The sequence below is a fragment of the Vibrio sp. 10N.286.52.F8 genome (assembly GCF_041468745.1).
Lineage (GTDB): Bacteria > Pseudomonadota > Gammaproteobacteria > Enterobacterales > Vibrionaceae > Vibrio > Vibrio crassostreae_C.
Genome location: NZ_JBFRJF010000028.1, coordinates 14968 through 36814, shown reverse-complemented (window position 1 = coordinate 36814; position 21847 = coordinate 14968). Strand labels below are relative to the sequence as shown.

At 44.8% G+C, this 21847-nt stretch carries 26 protein-coding genes; 20 read left to right on the top strand and 6 right to left on the bottom strand.

The window, feature by feature from the left end:
* Positions 1–19: 19 nt before the first annotated feature.
* The gene (locus AB4133_RS14550; protein WP_372224862.1) at positions 20–487 is read left to right on the top strand and encodes an EVE domain-containing protein; all 468 of its coding nucleotides are present in this window, start codon (positions 20–22) and stop codon (positions 485–487) included.
* Positions 488–574: 87 nt separating this feature from the next.
* Here the strand turns inward: AB4133_RS14550 and AB4133_RS14545 are convergent, their stop codons facing one another.
* A complete protein-coding gene (locus AB4133_RS14545; protein ID WP_372224860.1) occupies positions 575–1402 on the bottom strand; it encodes a Cof-type HAD-IIB family hydrolase in 828 nt (275 codons plus the stop codon).
* 182 nt (positions 1403–1584) lie between these two features.
* Complete coding sequence (locus AB4133_RS14540; RefSeq protein ID WP_017063762.1) at positions 1585–2565, bottom strand: alpha/beta fold hydrolase; 981 nt, start codon at positions 2563–2565, stop codon at positions 1585–1587.
* 81 nt (positions 2566–2646) lie between these two features.
* On the opposite strand from AB4133_RS14540, the gene rhtB reads away from it, so the two are divergent.
* From rhtB to AB4133_RS14505, 7 genes are all read left to right on the top strand, one after another.
* Positions 2647–3264 (top strand): homoserine/homoserine lactone efflux protein, encoded by a 618-nt coding sequence (gene rhtB, locus AB4133_RS14535; protein WP_017061024.1) that lies wholly within the window; start codon positions 2647–2649, stop codon positions 3262–3264.
* Between the two features lie 45 nt (positions 3265–3309).
* Complete coding sequence (locus tag AB4133_RS14530) at positions 3310–4530, top strand: EAL and HDOD domain-containing protein (protein WP_136974439.1); 1221 nt, start codon at positions 3310–3312, stop codon at positions 4528–4530.
* A 99-nt stretch (positions 4531–4629) separates the two neighbouring features.
* Complete coding sequence (locus tag AB4133_RS14525; protein WP_017063763.1) at positions 4630–4971, top strand: metalloregulator ArsR/SmtB family transcription factor; 342 nt, start codon at positions 4630–4632, stop codon at positions 4969–4971.
* A gap of 173 nt (positions 4972–5144) precedes the next feature.
* Positions 5145–6146: an ArsJ-associated glyceraldehyde-3-phosphate dehydrogenase gene (locus AB4133_RS14520; RefSeq protein ID WP_372224857.1), complete on the top strand. Its 1002-nt coding sequence runs from the start codon at positions 5145–5147 to the stop codon at positions 6144–6146.
* Positions 6147–6167: 21 nt separating this feature from the next.
* Positions 6168–6659 carry a cyclin-dependent kinase inhibitor 3 family protein gene (locus AB4133_RS14515; RefSeq protein WP_017061028.1) on the top strand — a complete coding sequence of 164 codons (492 nt, stop codon included), beginning with the start codon at positions 6168–6170 and terminating at the stop codon, positions 6657–6659.
* 96 nt (positions 6660–6755) lie between these two features.
* A complete protein-coding gene (arsJ, locus tag AB4133_RS14510; RefSeq protein WP_372224855.1) occupies positions 6756–7976 on the top strand; it encodes an organoarsenical effux MFS transporter ArsJ in 1221 nt (406 codons plus the stop codon).
* Positions 7977–8145: 169 nt separating this feature from the next.
* Complete coding sequence (locus AB4133_RS14505; protein ID WP_017061031.1) at positions 8146–9159, top strand: acyltransferase; 1014 nt, start codon at positions 8146–8148, stop codon at positions 9157–9159.
* A gap of 60 nt (positions 9160–9219) precedes the next feature.
* Here AB4133_RS14505 and AB4133_RS14500 read toward each other — a convergent pair whose 3' ends face one another.
* Positions 9220–9549 carry a DUF2500 domain-containing protein gene (locus AB4133_RS14500; protein ID WP_017061032.1) on the bottom strand — a complete coding sequence of 110 codons (330 nt, stop codon included), beginning with the start codon at positions 9547–9549 and terminating at the stop codon, positions 9220–9222.
* Between the two features lie 244 nt (positions 9550–9793).
* On the opposite strand from AB4133_RS14500, the gene AB4133_RS14495 reads away from it, so the two are divergent.
* The 4 genes from AB4133_RS14495 (at position 9794) to AB4133_RS14480 (ending at position 12850) form a co-directional block, all read left to right on the top strand.
* The gene (locus AB4133_RS14495) at positions 9794–10168 is read left to right on the top strand and encodes a hypothetical protein (RefSeq protein ID WP_004736595.1); all 375 of its coding nucleotides are present in this window, start codon (positions 9794–9796) and stop codon (positions 10166–10168) included.
* A 927-nt stretch (positions 10169–11095) separates the two neighbouring features.
* Positions 11096–11716, top strand: a complete 621-nt coding sequence (locus tag AB4133_RS14490; protein ID WP_017061033.1) for a lysoplasmalogenase — start codon at positions 11096–11098, stop codon at positions 11714–11716.
* 90 nt (positions 11717–11806) lie between these two features.
* The gene (locus AB4133_RS14485; protein WP_017066763.1) at positions 11807–12043 is read left to right on the top strand and encodes a YecH family metal-binding protein; all 237 of its coding nucleotides are present in this window, start codon (positions 11807–11809) and stop codon (positions 12041–12043) included.
* 222 nt (positions 12044–12265) lie between these two features.
* Positions 12266–12850 (top strand): YhgN family NAAT transporter, encoded by a 585-nt coding sequence (locus AB4133_RS14480; RefSeq protein ID WP_017063768.1) that lies wholly within the window; start codon positions 12266–12268, stop codon positions 12848–12850.
* A gap of 117 nt (positions 12851–12967) precedes the next feature.
* Here the strand turns inward: AB4133_RS14480 and AB4133_RS14475 are convergent, their stop codons facing one another.
* On the bottom strand, positions 12968–13234 hold the full coding sequence (locus AB4133_RS14475; protein ID WP_016784000.1) for a DUF1145 domain-containing protein: 267 nt from the start codon (positions 13232–13234) through the stop codon (positions 12968–12970).
* A gap of 10 nt (positions 13235–13244) precedes the next feature.
* A complete protein-coding gene (gene rsmD, locus AB4133_RS14470; RefSeq protein ID WP_017066764.1) occupies positions 13245–13847 on the bottom strand; it encodes a 16S rRNA (guanine(966)-N(2))-methyltransferase RsmD in 603 nt (200 codons plus the stop codon).
* 230 nt (positions 13848–14077) lie between these two features.
* On the opposite strand from rsmD, the gene ftsY reads away from it, so the two are divergent.
* The 6 genes from ftsY to glpG all read left to right on the top strand — a co-directional run bounded on the left by ftsY (position 14078) and on the right by glpG (position 19730).
* The gene (ftsY, locus tag AB4133_RS14465; RefSeq protein WP_102321184.1) at positions 14078–15322 is read left to right on the top strand and encodes a signal recognition particle-docking protein FtsY; all 1245 of its coding nucleotides are present in this window, start codon (positions 14078–14080) and stop codon (positions 15320–15322) included.
* A gap of 78 nt (positions 15323–15400) precedes the next feature.
* Positions 15401–16078, top strand: a complete 678-nt coding sequence (gene ftsE, locus AB4133_RS14460; protein ID WP_004736585.1) for a cell division ATP-binding protein FtsE — start codon at positions 15401–15403, stop codon at positions 16076–16078.
* Complete coding sequence (gene ftsX / locus AB4133_RS14455; RefSeq protein ID WP_372175573.1) at positions 16065–17033, top strand: permease-like cell division protein FtsX; 969 nt, start codon at positions 16065–16067, stop codon at positions 17031–17033. Before ftsE ends, ftsX begins: the two co-directional genes overlap by 14 nt.
* 177 nt (positions 17034–17210) lie before the next feature.
* Positions 17211–18068 carry an RNA polymerase sigma factor RpoH gene (gene rpoH / locus AB4133_RS14450; RefSeq protein ID WP_017055518.1) on the top strand — a complete coding sequence of 286 codons (858 nt, stop codon included), beginning with the start codon at positions 17211–17213 and terminating at the stop codon, positions 18066–18068.
* Between the two features lie 440 nt (positions 18069–18508).
* Positions 18509–18829, top strand: coding sequence for a thiosulfate sulfurtransferase GlpE (gene glpE / locus AB4133_RS14445; protein WP_017061039.1), 321 nt, complete (start codon positions 18509–18511; stop codon positions 18827–18829).
* A gap of 58 nt (positions 18830–18887) precedes the next feature.
* Entirely contained in the window at positions 18888–19730 is an 843-nt protein-coding gene (glpG, locus tag AB4133_RS14440) for a rhomboid family intramembrane serine protease GlpG (RefSeq protein ID WP_017063770.1), read from the top strand.
* Between the two features lie 87 nt (positions 19731–19817).
* Here the strand turns inward: glpG and AB4133_RS14435 are convergent, their stop codons facing one another.
* Positions 19818–20225, bottom strand: coding sequence for a flagellar basal body-associated protein FliL (locus AB4133_RS14435; RefSeq protein ID WP_017063771.1), 408 nt, complete (start codon positions 20223–20225; stop codon positions 19818–19820).
* A 162-nt stretch (positions 20226–20387) separates the two neighbouring features.
* Here AB4133_RS14435 and AB4133_RS14430 point away from each other — a divergent pair, with 162 nt between their 5' ends.
* Positions 20388–20930 carry a chorismate lyase gene (locus AB4133_RS14430; protein ID WP_170963311.1) on the top strand — a complete coding sequence of 181 codons (543 nt, stop codon included), beginning with the start codon at positions 20388–20390 and terminating at the stop codon, positions 20928–20930.
* Positions 20931–21785 (top strand): 4-hydroxybenzoate octaprenyltransferase, encoded by an 855-nt coding sequence (gene ubiA, locus AB4133_RS14425; protein ID WP_017061043.1) that lies wholly within the window; start codon positions 20931–20933, stop codon positions 21783–21785.
* Positions 21786–21847: the final 62 nt, after the last annotated feature.

The following is a 21847-nucleotide window of genomic DNA, read 5'->3' as shown; positions in this document are numbered from 1 at the left end:
ACCGTTAATTGGATTTATTATGGCATATTGGTTATTTAAAACAGAACCCGACACCTTCTCTATTCAGACTCTTAGAGAACAAAAAACCTCTTGTTGGGAGGGTGTACGCAACTATCAGGCTCGAAACATGATGCGTGATGACGTCAAGCTTGGCGATCTGGTGATGATATACCACTCATCATGTAAAAAAGTTGGCGTAGCGGGGATCGCTAAAGTAACCAGAGAAGCCTACCCAGACCACTTTCAGTTCGACCCTGAGAGTGATTACTACGATCCTAAGTCTTCACCCGATAACCCACGCTGGATCATGGTGGATGTCGAGTTTGTGCGAGTGACTGAGCGCTTGATTCCTTTGGTTACGCTTAAAGCCATGCCTGAACTCTCCGAAATGCCCTTGGTGAAACGCGGTAATCGCTTATCGATCATGCCGGTTACCGAACAAGAGTGGCAGGCAATCTTAAGCAAAGAAGTGTTAGGTTCTCGATAGCGTTAGAGAGAGCTTTTTACGTAAGGTTCAAAAAAGGCAGCCAGTTGGCTGCCTTTTTATTTATTCAGATCTGTTCAACGAGCGAGATTAGAGCAGATGCTTTTCTAGGTAGTGAGCAACGGCATCGTCTGCGTTACTGCCAATCACTTCATTGTCAGGTAGTGCTTTCATCACTTTCTCATGTGATGTACCCATGATTAGACCTTTACCCGCCATAGCCAGCATTTCAGCGTCGTTCATGCCATCACCAAAGGCAACACAGTTATCCAGAGTCAGGTTTAGTGATTTTGCAACAGCGTCTAGAGCGTGGCCTTTAGAGACTTCAGCTGCCATCACTTCCAGACACCAAGGTGTAGAGAAGGCGATGTTCAGTTTGTCGCCAAAAGCATCTCTTAGCTTTTGTTCAAACGTGACGAGATATTCGTGGTCTTGTTCTGGATGTGTGAAGAAGACTTTCGCGATGCCTTCGCTTGGTGCGTTTTCAGCTTCAAAGCGCTTGTAGCTAAAGCCAGACTCACTGTGGAATTTAGCCAACATTTCATCTTCACGGTCTAGTAACCAATCTTCATTCTGGTACATGTGAATAAAGAGGTTTGGATCTTGGCGCACAATATCAATAACCGGTTGAACGAGCTCTTGAGGTACGTTTTGGCTATACATTAGCTGATAATTCTGGTCGTGTACGCGAGCACCGTTTGAAGTGATCATGTACGCCGGAATCCCTGCGATTTGACGAATCCCAGCTACATCGACGTGGTGACGACCCGTTGCGAAGATGAAGGTATAACCTTGGTCGTGTAATTTCTTAAGCGTTAGCTTGGTAAAGTCGCTTAGCTGATGGTTGGGAGCCAAAAGCGTACCATCTAAATCAGAAGCAACAATTTTCACGGAATCTTTTAGTGCAGAAATACTCATTTAACCCTCATTGCAAAATGCTTAACCAATATTGACGCTAGCCAGCGCTAGAATCGTTTTAACTACAATATCTCTAGGTAGAAATTGTATGCCAAATTCATGCAAGAAAAGAGGGCAAAGCTCACTTACTTCTCTTCCTCTTTAGCGCTTATTTTCTTGGTAGGTTGCTTAGCCTATTAGCTCTAGGCGAAAAACTGATTGATCGCATCCAGTGTTTGATTGCGATATTCATCCTGCTCAAACAACACCTCATGCCTAGAACCCTCAATCAACTTAAACTGACAATCAGAGTTGGTTTTCTTCAGCTTAGAGATGAACTTTACTTGAGCACTGTTACTGACAATCTTTTCATCCCCAGCTTGAATCAATAGCAGAGGGATCTTGATTTGACGAGTTTGTTGAATTGCTTGCTTGGCGGCCATTAACCCTTGCCACACCCAACGCGTGCTTGGTCCACCCACCTGCAAAGATGGAGACTCGTCATATAAGCGACGGAACCACTGATAGCGAACCTTACTGTGGCTCAGTAAGTTGTTTTCAAAAGGCTTCGAATAATATGCTTGCTGGCCCGGCGCGTAAGTTGGCTTGGCATAAAAAGCGGTAAGCACTTGTCCAACGATCATCGCGATAGGTTTCAGGTACCACTCGGTATTGATACCAAACATCGGAGCGCACAGAGTCACCTTATCAAACGGGTGGTCTGGATGGGTTTGTAGGTAGCGAGTGGCTATGGTGCTGCCCATTGAGTGTGCGAGCAGGTAGCGATTGGAATACTTACTGAGATCAAAACTGGCAATGACGTCAGACATGTCAGATGCATAATCATCAAACTCATGAATGTGACCAATGTCAGAGTCTGTTACCATACGTTCAGACTGGCCTTGACCTTGGTGGTCAAATGAATAAACGTCATAGCCTTGTTGATAAAAATCATAAAAGATTTCTTGGTATTTTTGGCAGCATTCGATACGGCCATTTGAAATCACAATAGCTTTGCTGTGCTTTTCTGAGGTGAGGCTGCACCAGTACAGTTTCTTTTTACCAGACGATGTTAAAAACCCCTCTTTTCTTTGTTGCCAAAGAGCGTTGATCGGGTGTTTAATCGCATGATCGAACTGAGGTTCTTGAGTGTAAGGGAAGGTGGCTTCGCTGTGGTTTTCCATGGGAAATTACCTGAACTGATGCGTGTGAGAGCTTTATTGCTACTAATGTTGTTAGATTAAAGAACTAGTAAGGAAATGCAAATGGATACTCATGTTTGGCTTGCTTATGTTGTCACAGCGATTTTGTTTAGCTTGGCTCCGGGCTCGGGTACCGTTAACTCAATCAGTAATGGGCTTAGCTATGGCACTAAAAAGTCACTCGCATCAATTGTTGGCTTACAGCTTGGTCTTGCGTTTCACATTATGCTGGTGGGCGCGGGTATCGGTGCACTCGTTGCTAAGTCTGCGTTGGCGTTCACCATCATTAAGTGGGTCGGCGTGGTGTACTTACTTTGGTTAGGTATTCAAAAGTGGCGTGATAGCTCGAGCCTAGTAGCATCTGAAGAAAGCTCTACTCTGTCGAGTGGCAAACTGCTGAGAAACGCTGTGCTTATCAACCTAACTAACCCGAAATCAATCGTGTTTTTGGTGGCTTTGTTTCCTCAGTTTATTGACCCTACACAACCTCAAGCACCTCAGTTATTAGTGCTAGGTGTGACGACAGTATTCATTGATAGCGTTGTTATGTTGGGTTACACCTCATTAGCGTCACAAATGGGACGTTTTATTCGCTCTGATCGCATAATGGGTAAGATAAATAAAATATTTGGTGGTATGTTCATGGGCTGCGGTGCTTTGCTAGCTGCCGCGAAAGCTTAGATTAAGCGACTGAGTTATAGTTAAACCAATCAGAGTTATCAAGAAATGACCGCTACATACGTTGCTCGACAACCTATCTTAAATCGCAAGAGGAATACACTCGGCTATGAGTTGTTATTTCGCGATGGAGAAAAGAATGCGTACCCAGCGCATATTGAGTCTAATCGAGCAACGTATCGTCTGATTGTTGAGAACTTCTTGTCTGTTGGTCTTAACCCTTCTATTCCATCTTCACGCTGCTTTATCAACTTCCCTTATCAAAGTTTGATTCGTCGACTGCCCTTAAGTTTGCCGAAAGATAAGGTGGTGGTAGAGATTCTGGAAACCTGTAAACCAACAGATGAATTGTTGGAAGCGGTTAAAGACCTTTACCAAGCGGGTTACATGATTGCCCTAGATGATTTTACTTCGACCCCAGAATGGGAACGTTTCCTTAAATACACGCATATCGTAAAGCTCGATATTATGCAGATGGGTTTGGATGAAGCGTGTGATTTGGTTAGGGCGCATCAAGGGAAAAAGTTTAGCTTTTTGGCGGAGCGCGTTGAGACCGAACAAGAATTCCAGCAAGCCAAAGAGGCTGGCTTTAAGTTTTTCCAAGGTTACTTTTTCAATAAACCGGAAATCATCAAGAGTAAATACATTAGCCCTGAGCAAGTGATTGCTATGGAGCTGTTTCAAGAAGTGTGTAAGCCCGATGTGGACTTTCAACGGGTGGAGAGCATTGTCGCGAAAGATGTGGCGCTCTCATATAAGCTGCTGCGTTTTGTGAATACTATGTCGCCGCGCCTTGAAGTGACCATCTCTTCTTTTCGTCAGGCTTTGGTGTATCTAGGTCAAGAGAAACTGAAAATGTTTGTGTCGTTAGCCGTCGCCTCTTATGTCTCTGATAAAAAGCCGAAAGAGCTGTATGGATTGTCCCTACAGCGTGCTCAGTTTTGTCAGCGTATGTCTCGCTATCAGGCATTTGAAGGGTATAGAGAACAGGCCTTTATGATTGGCTTATTCTCCTTGTTGGGTGCTCTGTTGGACTTGTCGTTAGAGAACTTAGTCGAGCAGTTGCCGCTGTGTAAAAGTATCAAGGTTGCTCTATTACGTAGAGAAGGGCCTTACGGTACCTTGCTCGCACTTGAAGAGAGCTTTGAGCATGCCGATTGGCAACAGATTGATGAGCACTGCGCTGATTTAGGGCTTAGCGTGGATCAGGTGAAAACTGAACTTACAGAAGCGCGTCGCTGGAGTCACACAGTGACCAACAAGCTGTAGTGTTGCTTTATTAAACTTTTATGACAATTGAAACGCACGCCTTGACGTGCGTTTTTTTATATCTAAGATATGTGCATATCCATATATGAGTATGTTTTTATGCTTCCTCACCAATTTTTTAAATTACTGTCCGATGAAACGCGAGTGCGTTGCTTAATGTTGATAGTTCGCAATGAGTGCTTATCGGTTGGTGAGTTGACTCAGGCATTGCAAGAAAGTCAGCCAAAGGTTTCACGCCATCTTGCGCAGCTGCGTTCAAACGGTGTTTTGATTGATGTTCGCCAGGGGCAGTGGGTGTTTTACCGCCTGTCACAAGATTTACCAGGTTGGATGCTAAAGTTAATTGACGACCTTATTGCATCGAACTGTTTGAAAACTGAATACCAGCAAGATATTGAGCGCTTAGAGTCGATGAACTCACGCCCAGTATGTTGCGTTTAAATACATTAAAACTTAATGCCGAAATAGTTGTAGTTGCAGCTAGGCGACAAGTGAACTTATCCCTATGAGCATAGTGGCTCTATGTAATTAGGGCGGCCGGCGCTCCGGTAAGTGAACGTAGTCAACAACGCTGCGGCTTCAAATATGAAGGCAATTAACTGAGAGAACAGAAAATGACAGTCAAAGTAGGTATTAATGGTTTTGGTCGTATCGGCCGTCTAGCACTTCGCGCAGCATTCGATTGGGATGAGCTAGAATTTGTTCAAATTAACGATGTTGCTGGCGACACAACAACACTGGCCCACCTTCTAGAATTTGATTCAGTTCAAGGTCGCTTTCACCACGAAGTAACTGCAGAAGGCGATGAGATGATCATTAATGGCCAGCGCATCAAGACCACACAAGAGCGCGACATCGATGCGATCGACTGGTCTGGTTGTGATGTGGTTATCGAAGCGACAGGTGTTCACCGTAAGACCTCTTTCCTAAACAAATACCTAGAGCAGGGCGTGAAACGTGTTGTGGTATCGGCGCCAGTGAAAGAAGAAGGCATCGCAAACATCGTTGTTGGTGTGAATGACAATATCTTCGACCCTGCGGTACACAAAATCGTAACGGCAGCGTCTTGTACAACGAACTGTATCGCGCCAGTGGTTAAGGTGATCAACGAGAAGCTTGGTATCGAGAACGCAGCCTTCACCACTATTCACGATTTAACTAACACGCAAACTATTCTTGATGCGCCGCACAAAGACTTACGCCGCGCACGTGCATGTGGCATGAGTCTTATCCCAACAACGACGGGCAGCGCCAAAGCGATTGTTGAGATCTTCCCTGAGCTAGAAAACCGCATCAACGGCCACGCAGTTCGTGTACCGCTAGCGAACGCTTCTCTGACAGACATCATCTTCGAAGTGAAGCAAGACACCACGGCAGAAGAAGTTAACGCGATGCTGAAAGAAGCGTCTCAGAATGAACTAAAAGGTATTCTTGGCTTTGAAGAGCGTCCACTGGTTTCTATCGATTACAAAGGCGACCAACGCTCAACAATCGTGGATGCACTATCAACGATGTTGGTCGGTAAGCGCATGGTTAAGATCTACGCTTGGTACGACAATGAGATGGGTTACGCAACACGTACCGCTGAGCTTGTTCATACCGTTGGCCTTGCTTAATAAGAATCTGGAGAAGATATAATGATACATCCAACATGGCAACTAGACCTAGAGCAAGGTGCGCTAGTGCTTACTCCGTGCCCAGGCACAAAAGAAGCAACGCTTGATGCATCACTGGCTCAGCTAAAAGAGCAAGGCGTTGAAGCTATCGTGACAGCACTTGATGACCATGAGCTTGCAAGCAAAGACGTGGCGGCACTTGGTGAAAAAACACGTGCGTTAGGTATGCAATGGTTCCAGATCGAAATTGAAGACGACTGTGCACCGGGTGCTGGTTTTGCTGCGAAGTGGCAAGCAGCTAGCCCTGAGCTACATAACATCGTCGATAACGGCGGCAAGGTTGCAATGCATTGTATGGGCGGCTCTGGTCGCACTGGTTTGTTCGCAGCTCACCTACTGTTAGAAAAAGGCTGGGATTTGAGCAAGGTAGTTCAAGAGGTGCAGGCACTGCGTCCAGGTGCCTTCACTAAACCTATCCAGGTTGAATACATTAATGGCGTAGCGAATAGCTAATAGTCATCAGTGTTAGACAGGGAGCTTTTGGTATCTGGAGTGTTGAACTTATCATGATCCAAAAGCTCTTTTTGTTTAGATTGCAGAGATAGCGTTATGTTTTCAAATCTAAGTAAGAGCGTTCGCCAATACATGTTGGTGACTTTTAACTACTGGAACTTCACCATTACTGATGGTGCACTTCGCATGTTGGTGGTTCTGTATTTTTACGACCTTGGCTACAGTTCGTTAGAAATCGCCTCACTGTTCCTTTTCTATGAATTCTTTGGTGTGTTGACTAACCTAATCGGTGGCTGGTTAGGGGCGCGTCTTGGCCTCAATAAGACCATGAACATTGGGTTAGGCATGCAAGTCGTCGCCTTGGGTATGCTCGCGGTGCCAACGGCAATGCTGACCATTCCTTGGGTCATGGCGGCGCAAGCCTTGTCTGGTATCGCTAAAGACCTCAATAAGATGAGTGCCAAGAGCTCAATTAAGACTCTGGTTCCTGATGAACAACAAGGCGCGCTTTATAAGTGGATTGCGATTCTGACCGGATCTAAGAATGCGCTTAAAGGGGCAGGCTTCTTTATTGGTGGTTTACTGCTTTCAACGATTGGCTTCCAATACGCCGTGCTCGCGATGGCAGCCGTGTTGGCATTGGTCTTCGTTGGCAGTGTGTTGAGCTTAGAAGCGGACATGGGCAAAGCGAAAACCAAGCCTAAGTTCAAACAGATCTTCTCTAAGTCTGAATCCATCAACATCCTATCCGCAGCACGTATGTTCCTGTTTGGCGCTCGTGATGTGTGGTTTGTGATTGCTTTGCCGATTTACCTAGGCAGTGTGTTTGGTTGGGATCACTCATGGGTTGGCGGTTTCTTAGCTGCTTGGACTATCGCTTATGGCTTTGTACAGGGCATAGCGCCGAAGATTACTGGTAAAGCTCAAGGTAAGGTGCCAGATGGCCATGCCGCGCTGTTATGGGCTGGTGCGCTGGCTATAGTGACCGCTGCTATCGCTTATGCGGTACAGATTGGCTGGCAACCCGAGTTAGTTATTATCGGTGGCTTGATGGTGTTTGGTGTTATCTTTGCGGTGAACTCATCACTTCACTCATATTTGATTGTGAGTTATGCGAAAGGCGATGGCGTTTCTCTTGATGTCGGTTTCTACTACATGGCAAACGCGATGGGCCGTTTGATTGGCACGATATTGTCGGGCTTGGTATTCCAAATGGCAGGTTTGTCTGCGTGTCTGTGGGTTTCCTTCGCATTCTTGGCGATAACGACGGTGATCTCTCTGCGTTTACCGAAAGTGCCGCAAATTTCAGCGGCATAAGCTTCAGCCACATGAGCCTCATTTGTGAGAGCTCAAGTCGCAGAAGCTAGAGTCGTATGAGCTAAATTCGCGATAAGTATCTCCTTTAACACTAAGCTGACTTGGTATTTATTCCGGTCAGCTTTTTTATTGCTATAGTAGAATGATTGAATATTAATCAGGCATTTACATGAAGCAGCGAATTCTCTTTTTTGATTTAGCACGATGTGTCGCGGCCGTAGCGGTTATCGCGATTCATGTTTTGGCGCCTTATCGCAATGAGTTGGGCACTATTCCTTTCGGTGAATGGCTTACTGCCATTACGGTAAACGGTTTCAGCCGCTGGGCAGTACCTGTGTTCATTTTGATTACTGGCGCACTGATGCTCAGTGATCAGCGCCCGTTTGACGCCAAATACTACCTCAAGCGTCGTTTGGGCAAGGTACTGATACCTTTCATTGTCTGGTCGCTTTTCTATACCTATCTGTCGGGCTGGTCGGCAATGGGCTTTGATGCCGACGTCAGTTGGGACGTGTTGCTTAATAGCTACCATCATTACACCTATTACCACCTTGGTTTCTTCTATTACTTCATCCCACTCTATTTTGTGATTCCGTTCTTGCAGATCATGGTTAGAAAGTACGGTGATAGATCGGTCTATGCCTTTACGGCGGTATGGTTGTTCACAACATTGCTGTTCTTACTGAAAATCGATGGCCCTTGGAGTCACGAATTGTGGTTGTACACCGGTTACTTACCATTGGGTTACTTGCTGTATAAGATTGTGCCACTTAACAAGATGACCGTTGGCGTGAGTGTGTTACTGGGTGGGCTAGCGTTACTAACCACGGTTTACATGGTGGTTGATGCAAGCTTGGTAGCAGAAGAGTACACGGTAGGGCGCTGGCTATCTTACAAAACGTTGAATACCGTATTAGCCGCGAGCATGGTGTTCATGGTATGCCGTTACTATGGTGAAGGCCTGTCTGAGAAGAGTAACCAAGTGGTTGGCTTTATCAGTAAGCACAGCTTAGGTATTTACCTGCTGCACCCGATTTTCTTGTGGCCGATGAAAGAGTTTGGTTGGTACCAAGGACATCCGGCATGGGTTATTCCATTATGGATTGTGATCAGCGGAGCTGGCGCATTATGGATGAGCTGGTTGGTGTCTAAGTCAGAGAAAACGCGTTGGTTATTGCCTTAGCGGTGATTGCTAAGGCTTTCTGATGGATTGCTTAGGGACGACAGTTGAAGCGGCTGACGTTTAGCGCTTCAACGCAAAGTGTAAGAACTTATCGCCTTGGTAGGTTAAGGTTCCTTTGTCGCCAGGGTTAAGGGCGTGGAAATAGTGGATGCCGACTTGGAATTCTCGCTTCGGACCAACCACACCACGTTGAACGTAAATCCAGTACTCTTGATCTTCTTGGCCCGGTTCTGCGTCAGGAAGGTCGATCGATTGTTTGTCTAACACCGTGACATTCACTTTCTTCTCTGGCGCATTTTCACCTTGCGAGTGTTTTCGATAGAAACCAATAAATACCCAAGCCGCTAGAGCAGCGAGAGCAAAGATGGCAAAAAAGAGTGAATTAGGCATATAACCTCCATGTAGTCGTGATGGTTATTCTAGTCTTTCAGGCAATAGGGATATGTGTTTAAAGCCGTTATTCGTGAACTGTTGTAAGCCAAGCTGATTATTTTTCGGCAGACATCACATTTAATGGTCAGTTTGGGATAAAGCATTGTTATTTATTGTCTCTTTCTCTCGTAAATAACAGTGATTTTGTATAAGAATAGGGAAATGCTCGACTAGAATTATAGTGTGGAGTGGGAGGGCTAAGATGACCGATATTGAAAAAGTGGTGACAAGAACTCGCAATATAGAGAAATTATTGAGGCTTCAATATCATGCCGAAGGCGAAGGATTGCATGAGCTTGTAACAAGCTGTGAAGAAAGGCTACCGCACGATATGGTGAGCAAGCTGCGCTATATCGCAACGTGTCGTAATAAGGTAGTCAATGAACATGAGGCTAAGTTGGAAGACCAACATAAGTTCATCATGATGTGTAACGACTGTGAGAAGGAGCTGACTCCACGTAGTGGTCGTTTTATCTGGCGAGTTGCGATCTTACTGATGATGGCAATGACTTTAGCTGCCGCAGGTTTCTATTATGCGAACTGGGATGTGCTAACACTGCATCTGTTTTCGAAGTGAAAAAATTGAACAAAAAAAGGGACGCTCATGGCGTCCCTTTTTTTATCTGTAACTTGCTTAGTACATCATCGGTAGTGTCATTAGACCTACAACTACCGCGATCATTACAAGTCCTTGTCTTTGCGAAGATGAAATCATAACACTACTCCTAAATTTGGTTGTCTCTCGCTATGTTTTAAAGAATAGCACTACTTATGGCCTTAGATCAAGAATTACTTTCGAAAGCTTTAAAAGTAGTAGAAAACTATGAGTTTTTGGCTTGTTTGGCAGTGTTTAACTGTGTTTTATGGTGTGTTCTTAATTTGTTCGTTGTGATTTATGTTTGTTCTAATTTGATTTAACTTGTTGTTTTGTAATGGTTGTTTTGTGTAATTTATATTGTTAAAGGTTGTTAAACTGTATTAATAGAGGTTGGTGGTGGCTAGGTTGGTTTTGGTTGGTTTTTTAAGTTTTCGGCTTGGTTTTTGTGGCGATTTTTACCGGAGGCTTGAAATAACTTGACAAAACTGGGCGTTAAAAAAGAAAACTGGCTACTTTACAAGTCTAGGCTTGGTTGGCGTTTTTATTTTCCTATTAATCTTGAGTTTGTTTATTTAAGTTATTGTTATTATTTACTTTAAATGTGGTTATTTTAATTTTTTAAGTGTGGTATTTTACGGAATTAGGCCGGTTTTGGTGGGGTCGATAGGTTAGAATTGGCCAAAATTCAAGTATGGCGACTCTAATGCCAGTTTGAATGGGTTTTATGATGATTCGTTCTAGTTTTAAACGAATGGCCATTGTCATGGTGGTAATTGTTACGACTTCAATCTAAAGAGACTCTTTTTAGTGGAAGCGTAATCAAGATCCAATTTTGAGGGGCTGAGGCTTTACATCAACACTCGTGTGCCTAGACTGGCGACGATTTAAAGCAATAGGGCAAGTGGTATGTGGAGTTGGTTAGCGGTTTCCTTATCTGGTATCGGAGCAATAGCAGGAACGAAACATGGACATATCGGTCAGGCCTTATCGTATAAGGTATTTACCTTTGTATTATTAGCGACAATTGCTTTAACTCAGTCGGTTGTGGCTGACTTTACCTATTGGATAGTTGCGGGGTTGGCTATCTCTGCGATCGCAGATGTGCTTCATACTCTCACTCAAAAACGCCCTCTGCATTTTGTCTGCTTCTTATTGGCTCAACTCTGTTACAGCAAAGCTTTTTGGTTACAGCTATCAGGTGAAATGGTTTGGTGGTTGTTCGCGCTGTTATTGGCAGCTTGCGTTGTTGCTTTCTTTTTACTGCTGCCACGCTTAGACAAACTCGTTTTTCCCGTGGTCATCATGGGCATTGTGCTTATTCAGTTAGCATGGGCTTCTGGTGAGGTTTGGCTGCTGGATCCTCAGTTATCACACGCGGTCGGTTTTGCTGGCTGTAGCGTGCTGCTCCTTTCGGCCTTAGCTTATGCGCTAAACAGTTACCGCAGCCCAATCAAGGGCGCTTACTTTTGGGTAACGGGCAGTTACTTTCTCGCACACGCATTCATCGTCGCATCGATTACTATTTAGGGTAGAGCTCTCTCAAGCCTGAGCTACATCAAAACGGCGTTGCTAAAACTCGGTACTCTACGTGTAATTCATTAAACATGAGATTGAGTTATGACGACTGAAATTCACGCACACAACGTTTTAAACCTGCTTAGTGAAAAGCCACTGACTCGCGAAGAGCTAACATTAGCGCTTGCTCAAACCTATGGCGAAGAAGCTCGCTTCCATACTTGTAAGCTCAATGGTCTGGATTTAGATAGCCTGTTGAAGTTTTTCTTGAAGATGGAAAAGGTTGTCGTTGTCGATGACAAGCTTTGCACTAATCGCGAACGTGTGTGTAACCACTAATTCCCAGAGATTTGGTTTTTAGAGCCTTTTGGCTTTTATCGATAAGAAGAGTGGATGCGACGTTTCGGCTTCACTCTTTAAATTCTCTTTTTCCTTTTTCCTTTCTATTTGCTCTCGCAAAATTCCCTTCTAATTACATAAGTTAATCCTTTTATTACTGCGTTCGAAAATCAATGTTGAGGCTGCTATACTCCGCGCACTTACGCTTTTCGAGACAAACTTATGGAAATTTTATCTGCAGCAACCATGCTGTTTCTTATTATGGACCCGCTTGGCAATCTACCAATCGTGCTCTCTATCCTTAAGCATATTGATCCGAAGCGTCGCCGTATTGTTCTTGTTCGTGAACTGATGTTTGCGCTGGTTATCCTGCTGTTGTTCTTGTTTGCTGGTCAAAGCATCATGAACTTCCTGCACGTGCAGCCTGAAACCTTGAGTATCTCTGGCGGTATTATTCTATTCATCATCGCGATTAAGATGATTTTCCCAAGTGCGGGTAGTATTACTGGCCTCGCGGCGGGTGAAGAACCGTTTATTGTGCCGATGGCGATCCCAATGATTGCTGGCCCTTCAGTGATTGCGGCATTGATTCTGTTGTCGACACAGCACCCTGACAATATGTTAGAGCTTTCAGGCGCAGTGATGCTGGCTTGGGGTGCTACCTTCTTTATTCTGATGTTTAATGGCTTCTTCCTGCGAGTGCTGGGAGAGAGAGGGCTTAAAGCCATCGAACGCTTGATGGGCTTGTTGTTGGTTATGCTGTCGACGCAAATGTTCCTCGATGGTGTGAAAGGCTACATGGGCTAACATCAATATCATTGCTGAATAAAAAAACGCCGCTTAAATGAGCGGCGTTTTTGTCTCTACTGTTTCTGTCATGATGTTTTCTGTAGCTAAGCGTTTTATATCTGGGCTTAAGCTCGATTACATCATGTGTTTGCGTCGGATATCGAGTAAGGCGAAGACACCGAAAATCAATATTGACCACTTCTCCCAACGTGACATCTCGATCTTATCGCCGAATGCACCGATGAAAATCAGCATCTGCAGGCCGTGCATGAAGAACAAGAATGCGGTCATGATATAAAGCGCAATCGCAGCATTACCCGGAAACGGGTAGAAAATATTTACGATTAAGATAAACCAAACAAAGGCGATGGCTGCTTTTGCTAGTGGAAGCAAGAACTTCATTCAATAACTCCTATTCTTCAGTGATTCGATTGAACAGTCGGTAGCTTGACTGTCCGGTGGTCTTGTCGCGATGCAATTCCCAGTTCTCTGGCATAGCTTCGAGTTTCAGTTCTTTCTCTGTCTCGACGTAAATGATGGCATTGTCTGCAAGCCAACCGTTACTCTCAAGCAGTTGTACTGTTTCTGCCAGTAAGCCTTGACGAAATGGTGGATCAAGGAAAACCATATCGTAAGGCGTGCCCGGTTTCTTAAGGAAAGAGATAGCATCAGTATTCACGACATTAATGTTGTCTGCCTTGAGCTCTTTCGCGTTATCAGAAAGCTGTTTAGCCGCCTTTTGATTCATTTCGAGCAGTGTCACCATTTTGGCTTGGCGAGAAGCTGCTTCAAAACCTAGACCGCCAGAACCGGCAAATACATCCAAGCAAGTTGAATGTGGGATATCTTGAGCCACCCAGTTAAAGAGTGTTTCTTTTACTCGGTCAATGGTTGGGCGTAATCCTTCTAAATCATGAACAGGCAGCTTTCTACCTCTCCATGAGCCACTAATAATTCGAACAAAGCCTCCGGATGGCTTTTTTTGTGATGTGTTTTGCTGGCGACGTCTTACCATAGATTTTTTGACCGCTAATAAAGTGATACTATACCGAGCCCAATTTAAGTGGGTTCGTGTATTAAATAAATTTGCAATGACAAAGTGTATCAAGCTAAAAGCAAACTTATCACTGCTTTGTCATTTTTCTTTACTATTCGTTTGTACAAGCTTGTATTGTATAACAATAGCAAAGAGTCGACGTGTATTAAGTCAATACAGCTAATTAGTAGATCTAGGAAACTCCTCTGATGACGGAAAAAAAGAAGCGCGGATTATTATCGTGGCTTGGTTTTGGTGAAGAAGAACAAAGCCCAAAAACTCAGAATGAAGCGAACGTAGAAAGCGTTGAAGATCAAACTGAAGTTGAATCACAAGTTGAGGCTGAACAGGTCGCGCCTGAAGCTGAACAAGTTAAGCCAACTGAATCTGAGCAAGCGCTTGAAGAAGCTCAACAAGAGCAGCAACCTGTCGCAGCAGAAGCAGAAGCAGAAGCAGAAGCAGAAGCAGAAGCAGAACAGGAAGAAGTGGCAGTTCCTCAAGCTAAGGTTGAAGAAGTACAAGAGAAGCCGACAGAAAGCTTCTTTGCTCGTCTTAAGCGCAGCCTAAGCCGCACTAAAGCAAACATCGGTGCTGGTTTCTTTGGTCTGTTCAAAGGCAAGCAAATCGATGAAGACCTGTTTGAAGAGCTAGAAGAGCAACTTCTGATTGCTGACGTGGGTATGAATACCACGGTTAAGATCATTGAAAACCTGACAGAAAAAGCATCTCGCAATGACCTAAAAGACGGTGAAGCGCTTTATGGTCTGCTCAAAGAAGAGATGGCAGACATCTTAAGCCAAGTGGAACAGCCACTGGTTGTTGATACCACTAAAACACCTTACGTTATCTTAATGGTGGGTGTGAACGGTGTAGGTAAGACAACTACGATCGGTAAGCTGGCGAAACAATTCCAAAATGAAGGCAAGAAAGTGATGCTAGCAGCGGGTGATACCTTCCGTGCTGCAGCCGTTGAACAGCTTCAGGTTTGGGGTCAGCGTAACGATGTGCCAGTTATCGCTCAACACACTGGTGCGGACAGTGCGTCTGTTATCTACGATGCGATTGAAGCAGCGAAGGCTCGTGGTGTTGATGTTGTGATTGCTGATACAGCCGGTCGTTTGCAGAACAAGAGCAACCTGATGGAAGAGCTACGCAAGATCGTTCGTGTAATGAAGAAGATTGATGACTCTGCGCCACACGAAATCATGCTAACGCTCGATGCAGGTACAGGTCAGAACGCTATCAGCCAAGCGAAGTTGTTCAGTGAAGTGGCTCCAGTTACGGGTATTACACTGACTAAGCTAGATGGTACGGCGAAAGGTGGTGTAATTTTCTCAATTGCTGACCAGTTCCAGATTCCAATCCGCTACATTGGTGTGGGTGAAGGTATTGATGACCTGCGTCCATTTGAATCTAAAGACTTCATTGAAGCACTATTTAGCCGCGAAGAGTAACGCGAGTAGCAAAGTGGTTTATCCTTAATCTGCTACCGTTTTTAAATTTGATATTAGTGATCGTAAGAGGAATTTTCGGTGATCAAATTTCAGCAAGTGAGTAAAGCCTACCGAGGTGGAAGACAAGCGCTCCAAAAAGTGGACTTTCACCTGAAACGTGGAGAGATGGCTTTTTTGGGTGGGCACTCTGGGGCTGGTAAAAGTACCTTGCTGAAGTTGATCTGCGCGATAGAGCGTCCAACTGATGGACGTGTCTGGTTCAACGATCACGATATCACTCGTATCCCAGCCAAAGACATTCCTTTCTTACGCCGTAATATTGGGATTGTTTTTCAAGACCATCGCCTGCTGATGGACCGTTCGATTTTCGATAACGTCGCTCTGCCTATGCGTATTGAATCTATTTCTGAAAACGAAATAAAACGCCGAGTCAGTGCTGCGTTGGATAAAACCGGTTTATTAGATAAAGCCCGTTGTTTGCCAAGCCAACTTTCTGGTGGTGAACAACAACGCGTGGGTATTGCTCGCGCCGTGGTTAACCGTCCAACTCTGCTTTTAGCCGATGAGCCTACCGGTAATCTAGACCCTGAATTATCTAACCGTGTGTTGCGATTATTTGAAGAATTCAACCGCGCAGGTGTGACGATCATCCTAGCGACGCACGATATCGGGTTAGTGAACACTCGCCCTCAGTACCGCCATCTTGAATTAAACCAAGGATTTTTGAGTGAGGTTGAAGACTATGGCCGCGAATAAGCGCATCAAAAAACCTCAATCTAATCGAGCAGCAAACCGCGCTTCAAGCGACGGCTTCTTTGTTGTTCACTGGAAACAAGCCAAGTCATCGTTCTCGCAAATGTGGCAGCGCCCGTTAGGCAACTTACTGACCCTTGCGGTGATCTCTATGGCGTTGGCGATGCCAGCTTGTTTGTACCTATTAGGTAAAAATGTAGGGGAAGTGGCGCAAGATGTCACTAGCCCGTCACAAATAAGTGCTTATGTAGAGGATGGTATTCCTGAGCCACGAGTAATGGTGCTTAAGGATGAAATCGAAAGTTGGGATCAAGTTGAGCTGGTGGAGTACATTTCTCCGCAGCAAGGGCTTGCAGACCTCAGCCAGTATTCTGGTTTTGAAGACGCCCTAACCATTCTCGACGATTATTCACTGCCAGGTGTGCTGGTGATTACGCCAAGCGTACACAGCGATCCCTTAATTAAAGAGCTGGCAGGCACAGTTAAACAACAAGAATTAGTGACCGATGTTCGCCTAGACGAAGATTGGTTAGCGCGATTAGATGCGATCAAAGCATTAGCGGCTGTCATCGTGATTACCTTAACGGTATTGATGCTGGGCGCGGTATTTCTGATTATCGGCAATACACTACGATTTAATGTGTTGGCGCATAAAGAAGAGATTCAAACCATGAAGCTGATTGGTGCGACCGACAGCTACATTCTTCGACCATACCTTTATGCTGGGATGTGGTTTGGCGTTTTAGGTTCGATTAGCGCTTGGGTAATGACGGCATTGATTACCGTATTGCTGAACAGCGCGGTGGATGACTTGGCTCAGCTATACGACAGCCACTTCCGTTTAATTGGCCTGAGTTGGGATGAATCTTTACTGCTTTTGATCGTCGGAACTCTGCTTGGTAGTGTGGCTGCAAAGCTTTCTGCACAGCGTCACCTAAAAGAAATTGAACCAGTTTAGGTGAATAGAGTCATATTTAGACGAAAAATAGGCACTTCTTAACCAGTTTTTGCCTTGTATAGACGAATTGATTATGCATAATTACTTCCCCCTCCTTGAAACCTGTTCATTTTAGGTTCAAGATTGTAGGGTTTTAATAGATGTATTACTCCAGATCAGAGATTGATGAGGAACCGAATGGCAAACCAAGCGTATCAAATGGCTTTAGTCACACAAGATAGTTTAGATAGCTATATCCGCTCAGCGAACAGCTACCCTATGCTGACTCCTGAAGAGGAACGTGGACTTGCAGAGCGATTACATTACAAAGGTGAGATCGACGCTGCGAAAGGCTTGATCCTTTCCCACCTAAGATTCGTGGTGCACGTTGCAAGAGGCTACTCTGGCTACGGGCTACCAATGGCTGATCTCGTCCAAGAAGGTAACATCGGCTTGATGAAGGCTGTTAAGCGCTTCAATCCAGAAGTTGGTGTTCGTCTCGTCTCGTTTGCTGTTCACTGGATCAAAGCTGAAATCCATGAATACGTTCTACGTAACTGGCGTATCGTTAAAATTGCGACCACTAAGGCACAGCGTAAACTGTTCTTTAACCTTCGTAAGTCTAAAAAGCGTTTGGGTTGGTTCAATAACGGTGAAGTTGAGACGGTTGCTCGTGAACTGGGTGTTGAGCCTTCAGAAGTTCGTGAGATGGAATCTCGCTTAGCAGCACAAGATGCGACGTTTGAAGCGCCTATGGACGATGACGATGGCGGTTCTGCTTACACTGCTCCAGTTTACTACCTAGAAGACAAGGCGTCAGACGTTGCTGAGACGGTTGAAGCGGCTAACTGGGAGTCACACACCAATAATCGCCTAGGGCTAGCACTAGCAAGCTTAGACGAGCGTAGCCAACACATTGTTCGCTCACGTTGGTTAGACGACAACAAGGCAACCCTGCAAGACTTAGCGGATACCTACAGTATCTCAGCTGAGCGTGTTCGCCAGTTAGAAAAGAATGCGATGAAGAAATTGAAACAAGCCGTTGGTGATTTCTAATAGCATCTAGTTTCTATTAGCTTCTACTTTCTAGTAGAGCTAACAAATAGCTGAATTTTGAAAAGGCCGAGATCGAGAGATCTCGGCCTTTTTGTTTTGGATCGATTTCTCAACTTTTGCGATCGAAATTTGCAAAATGATTTTGTGGATAACTCTGTGAGAAGTTTATTCGTCAGCTATCTAAAAGCAGTGTGTAGTAAGGCTTTGACGGGGTTTTTCGAGTGGGGATATGTTTCAGTTAACCCACAGTTAGATCAGGATCATTACTACATGTTGTGGATCTATTTTTGAAAAGACACTTTATTCACGCAATTCACAGATTTATCCACAAATGGTGTAAAAGTGATCGCTGGTGGATAACCTTATTAAGTGGATGTGAATGTTAGCCTTGGGATAGGTTACAATGGCAGCAAAGTAAATCAGTATAAAAAGAGAAAGTCATGGACCAGTTTAAACATATCGATGTTAAAGGCGCTCAAGCCCTCATCGAACAAGGCGAAGCTCGACTTGTCGATATACGTGACCCGCAGTCTTTTGCGGTTGCCCACCCAAAAACAGCCTACCACCTGACTAACGATACGATGGTGTCATTCATGGATGAGGTTGAGTTCGAACAACCTATCTTAGTGATGTGCTACCACGGCATCAGTAGCCAAGGTGCGGCACAATATTTAGTGAACCAAGGCTTTGAAGAGGTATATAGTGTTGATGGTGGTTTCGAAGCTTGGCATCGTGCTGAACTTCCAGTGATCGCAGGTTAATGACTTTCATCACCTGAACCGCCTCAAGCATCCCTCATAGAATGAATAGGAAGTAACAATGATTAGATTGATGGTGTTAGACAATCCACGTCTTGCTCAAGCATTTATTGATTATATGGCCTCTCGTCAGATCCCTATTCAGATGTCTCCAGAGGGAGAAGGGCGTTTTGCTCTTTGGCTTCTTGATGGCCAATTTCAGGTTGAAACCGAAGCTGAGCTGAATCGTTTTCTGGCTGAGCCCAATCATAAGCGCTATCAAGCTGCATCTTGGGACATGGCAGAGACCAGAAAGAGCAACTTCCATTACCACACGCCAAGCTTCATGGGCATGATCAAAGCCAAAGCAGGCCCAGTGACACTAAGCCTGATGTTGGTGTGTGTGGTGATTTTTGCGCTGCAACAGATCGGTTTTGGCCAAGCTATTTTCAATGCCCTACATTTCCCAGCGGTGGATGGACAGCAATGGCAGCTGTGGCGTTGGTTGAGTCATGCCGTTCTACATTTCTCTGTTATGCACATCGCATTTAATATTTTGTGGTGGTGGCAGCTAGGTGGAGACATTGAGAAGAAACTTGGCAGCCTCAAGCTACTTCAGATCTTTGCTGTCTCTTCTGCGCTTTCAGGTGCTGGGCAGTATTGGGTTGAAGGGGCGAACTTCGGTGGTTTGTCTGGTGTTGTGTATGCCTTGGTTGGTTACTTATGGGTGGTTGGTGCGAAGGCGCCACAACTTGGTTTAGGTATCCCAAGACAGATTGTCGGCTTTATGTTGGTGTGGTTGGTGCTTGGGTACATGCAGCCATTTATGGCTATCGCCAATACGGCGCATTTAGCTGGTCTAGCCGCTGGTGTGATTATTGGCTTTATCGATGCGATGAAAGCACCAAGCTCGGCAAGAAGCTAATTCATATCTTCTAATGAGTAGCCAAACGATAGAGACAAAAAAAGCGGCCAGATGAGCCGCTTTTTTATTGGGATTCGTTTTACATCATTACTGATAAAGGTATTTGGTAAACAGTAAGTCAGCAATCAGGGTTTTACCTGTCTCTGGAAGCAAAATCTTGTTGAGGTGTTCAACTAAGGATTTTCTTAAGTCTTCACGGCCAGATAGAGATTTAATGGTTTCTTCGTTTTGTTTGCCAAGCAATTCAATCACCGCATCGCGAATCAGTGGTTGGTGATGCTCAATAGCGGCCAAGTCGCTACTATTTGCCACCATGATGTCGAGGCGAACCTGAATGTAGCCCAGTTTTTTACCTTTAGTGTAAAAATTGGTGGTCAGGTCTGGCTCTAGCGTGAAGTAGGCGAGTTTAGCTGCCGACTCCTCTTCCGCGAAACTTGATGCTGAAAAGAGTAGGGTAATCGCAAGAAATATTTGGGCTACATAACGTTTGTGCATATTTGTGACTTTTCTTTAGTTTATTCGCGATATTCGAAACGCATTAGTCTTGTTACAATGAGCGGTCTAAATCTAAATACGTTTACAATTCGAAGAACGCTTTAATTTTGTTCGAAAGTTGAAGCTTTATTGTACGTGTAAAGTCACCTATTGAATACTAGTATGAATCAGCCAATATCGCTGTATCTTAATTCGTTAATGAATGTAGATTGGCAAAGTACAGAAACATTTGATTTTCCTAATGAAACCACCAAAGAGTGGTTGATGGAGCAAGGTTCTCTTTCCCGCAAGTTGGGGAAGTGCTGTCAGCACCTGTCTGTTGAGTTGCTTCATAATCAAGTTGTAGAACGCTCAATGCTGCAACAAGACGAGGAACATCTTTTATCATCGTTTGATTGCTTACTGCGTAAAGTGATTTTAAAGGGTGATGACGAACCGTGGGTGTTAGGTCGAACCTTGATTCCCCGAGTCACATTAGAAGATCATCAGCACTCAGACCTTTCTCAACAAGGTAATGTCCCGCTTGGATTGACCGTTTTCAGTGCTGAGAACGTGGGGCGAGATGCGCTGCAAGTCGGTTGGGTTATCGCAGGCGATGAGCGATTACTCGCGCGTCGTTCTCGATTATGGATGAACCATAAACCGATGCTTGTGGCAGAACTGTTTTTACCAACATCACCCATTTACTCTAAGGAGAGTGTGTAAATGCTTGCCACCAAAGCGAAGGCGTATTGGCAATTAACGCGAATGAATCGCCCGATTGGTACCCTATTACTCCTTTGGCCGACCTTGTGGTCACTGATTATCGCCGCACAAGGTATGCCTGATTTTGATGTCTTGGTTGTTTTTGTACTCGGCGTGGTGTTGATGCGTTCAGCTGGCTGTGTGATCAATGACTTTGCGGACCGTAAAGTAGATGGTCATGTTAAACGTACCAAGCAGCGTCCATTACCCTCAGGTTTGGTTTCCAGTAAGGAAGCGATTCTGCTCTTTTTAGTGCTAGCCGTAGTTTCATTCTTGCTGGTACTCACCATGAATCCACTGACCATTAAGCTCTCATTTATTGGTGTGGGTCTGGCGTTCATTTACCCTTTCATGAAGCGTTTTACGCATCTTCCACAGTTGTTTCTTGGCTTAGCGTTTAGTTGGGCGATACCAATGGCTTGGGCGGCACAAACCAATGAACTGCCAAGCATTGTGTGGTTTGTCTTCGTGATTAACGCGTTGTGGACGATTGCTTACGACACGCAATATGCGATGGTTGACCGAGATGATGACTTGAAGATTGGTATTAAATCGACGGCTATTTTATTTGGTCGCTTCGATAAACTGATTGTTGGCTCTTTGCAACTCGTCACCCTAGCGATGCTGATTGCGTTAGGCATGCATTACCAACTAGGAGATACCTTCTATTGGGCACTGTTGGTAGCGGGAAGCTTATTTGTGTATCAACAACACCTGATGCGCCACCGTGATCGAGACCTTTGTTTCCAAGCCTTTCTAAACAACAACTATGTTGGAATGGCAGTGACAGCGGGCTTGTTCATTACCTTCTGGTAAGCATCCGCTTTTCGAGTTAACGAATGCTAAAGAAAAAGGCACCCATTGGGTGCCTTTTTTGA

What these genes read in the sequence shown, in the direction of transcription:
- AB4133_RS14480 (WP_017063768.1), top strand. Translation starts at nt 12,266, where the DNA reads ATGGAAATTTTATCTGCAGCAACCATGCTGTTTCTTATTATGGACCCG.
- rsmD (WP_017066764.1), bottom strand. Translation starts at nt 13,847, where the DNA reads ATGGTAAGACGTCGCCAGCAAAACACATCACAAAAAAAGCCATCCGGA.
- AB4133_RS14475 (WP_016784000.1), bottom strand. Translation starts at nt 13,234, where the DNA reads ATGAAGTTCTTGCTTCCACTAGCAAAAGCAGCCATCGCCTTTGTTTGG.
- AB4133_RS14485 (WP_017066763.1), top strand. Translation starts at nt 11,807, where the DNA reads ATGACGACTGAAATTCACGCACACAACGTTTTAAACCTGCTTAGTGAA.
- glpE (WP_017061039.1), top strand. Translation starts at nt 18,509, where the DNA reads ATGGACCAGTTTAAACATATCGATGTTAAAGGCGCTCAAGCCCTCATC.
- arsJ (WP_372224855.1), top strand. Translation starts at nt 6,756, where the DNA reads ATGTTTTCAAATCTAAGTAAGAGCGTTCGCCAATACATGTTGGTGACT.
- AB4133_RS14490 (WP_017061033.1), top strand. Translation starts at nt 11,096, where the DNA reads ATGTGGAGTTGGTTAGCGGTTTCCTTATCTGGTATCGGAGCAATAGCA.
- AB4133_RS14495 (WP_004736595.1), top strand. Translation starts at nt 9,794, where the DNA reads ATGACCGATATTGAAAAAGTGGTGACAAGAACTCGCAATATAGAGAAA.
- AB4133_RS14435 (WP_017063771.1), bottom strand. Translation starts at nt 20,225, where the DNA reads ATGCACAAACGTTATGTAGCCCAAATATTTCTTGCGATTACCCTACTC.
- AB4133_RS14525 (WP_017063763.1), top strand. Translation starts at nt 4,630, where the DNA reads ATGCTTCCTCACCAATTTTTTAAATTACTGTCCGATGAAACGCGAGTG.
- AB4133_RS14500 (WP_017061032.1), bottom strand. Translation starts at nt 9,549, where the DNA reads ATGCCTAATTCACTCTTTTTTGCCATCTTTGCTCTCGCTGCTCTAGCG.
- AB4133_RS14520 (WP_372224857.1), top strand. Translation starts at nt 5,145, where the DNA reads ATGACAGTCAAAGTAGGTATTAATGGTTTTGGTCGTATCGGCCGTCTA.
- AB4133_RS14530 (WP_136974439.1), top strand. Translation starts at nt 3,310, where the DNA reads ATGACCGCTACATACGTTGCTCGACAACCTATCTTAAATCGCAAGAGG.
- AB4133_RS14515 (WP_017061028.1), top strand. Translation starts at nt 6,168, where the DNA reads ATGATACATCCAACATGGCAACTAGACCTAGAGCAAGGTGCGCTAGTG.
- rpoH (WP_017055518.1), top strand. Translation starts at nt 17,211, where the DNA reads ATGGCAAACCAAGCGTATCAAATGGCTTTAGTCACACAAGATAGTTTA.
- AB4133_RS14545 (WP_372224860.1), bottom strand. Translation starts at nt 1,402, where the DNA reads ATGAGTATTTCTGCACTAAAAGATTCCGTGAAAATTGTTGCTTCTGAT.
- ubiA (WP_017061043.1), top strand. Translation starts at nt 20,931, where the DNA reads ATGCTTGCCACCAAAGCGAAGGCGTATTGGCAATTAACGCGAATGAAT.
- AB4133_RS14505 (WP_017061031.1), top strand. Translation starts at nt 8,146, where the DNA reads ATGAAGCAGCGAATTCTCTTTTTTGATTTAGCACGATGTGTCGCGGCC.
- AB4133_RS14540 (WP_017063762.1), bottom strand. Translation starts at nt 2,565, where the DNA reads ATGGAAAACCACAGCGAAGCCACCTTCCCTTACACTCAAGAACCTCAG.
- ftsY (WP_102321184.1), top strand. Translation starts at nt 14,078, where the DNA reads ATGACGGAAAAAAAGAAGCGCGGATTATTATCGTGGCTTGGTTTTGGT.
- glpG (WP_017063770.1), top strand. Translation starts at nt 18,888, where the DNA reads ATGATTAGATTGATGGTGTTAGACAATCCACGTCTTGCTCAAGCATTT.
- AB4133_RS14550 (WP_372224862.1), top strand. Translation starts at nt 20, where the DNA reads ATGGCATATTGGTTATTTAAAACAGAACCCGACACCTTCTCTATTCAG.
- AB4133_RS14430 (WP_170963311.1), top strand. Translation starts at nt 20,388, where the DNA reads ATGAATCAGCCAATATCGCTGTATCTTAATTCGTTAATGAATGTAGAT.
- rhtB (WP_017061024.1), top strand. Translation starts at nt 2,647, where the DNA reads ATGGATACTCATGTTTGGCTTGCTTATGTTGTCACAGCGATTTTGTTT.
- ftsX (WP_372175573.1), top strand. Translation starts at nt 16,065, where the DNA reads ATGGCCGCGAATAAGCGCATCAAAAAACCTCAATCTAATCGAGCAGCA.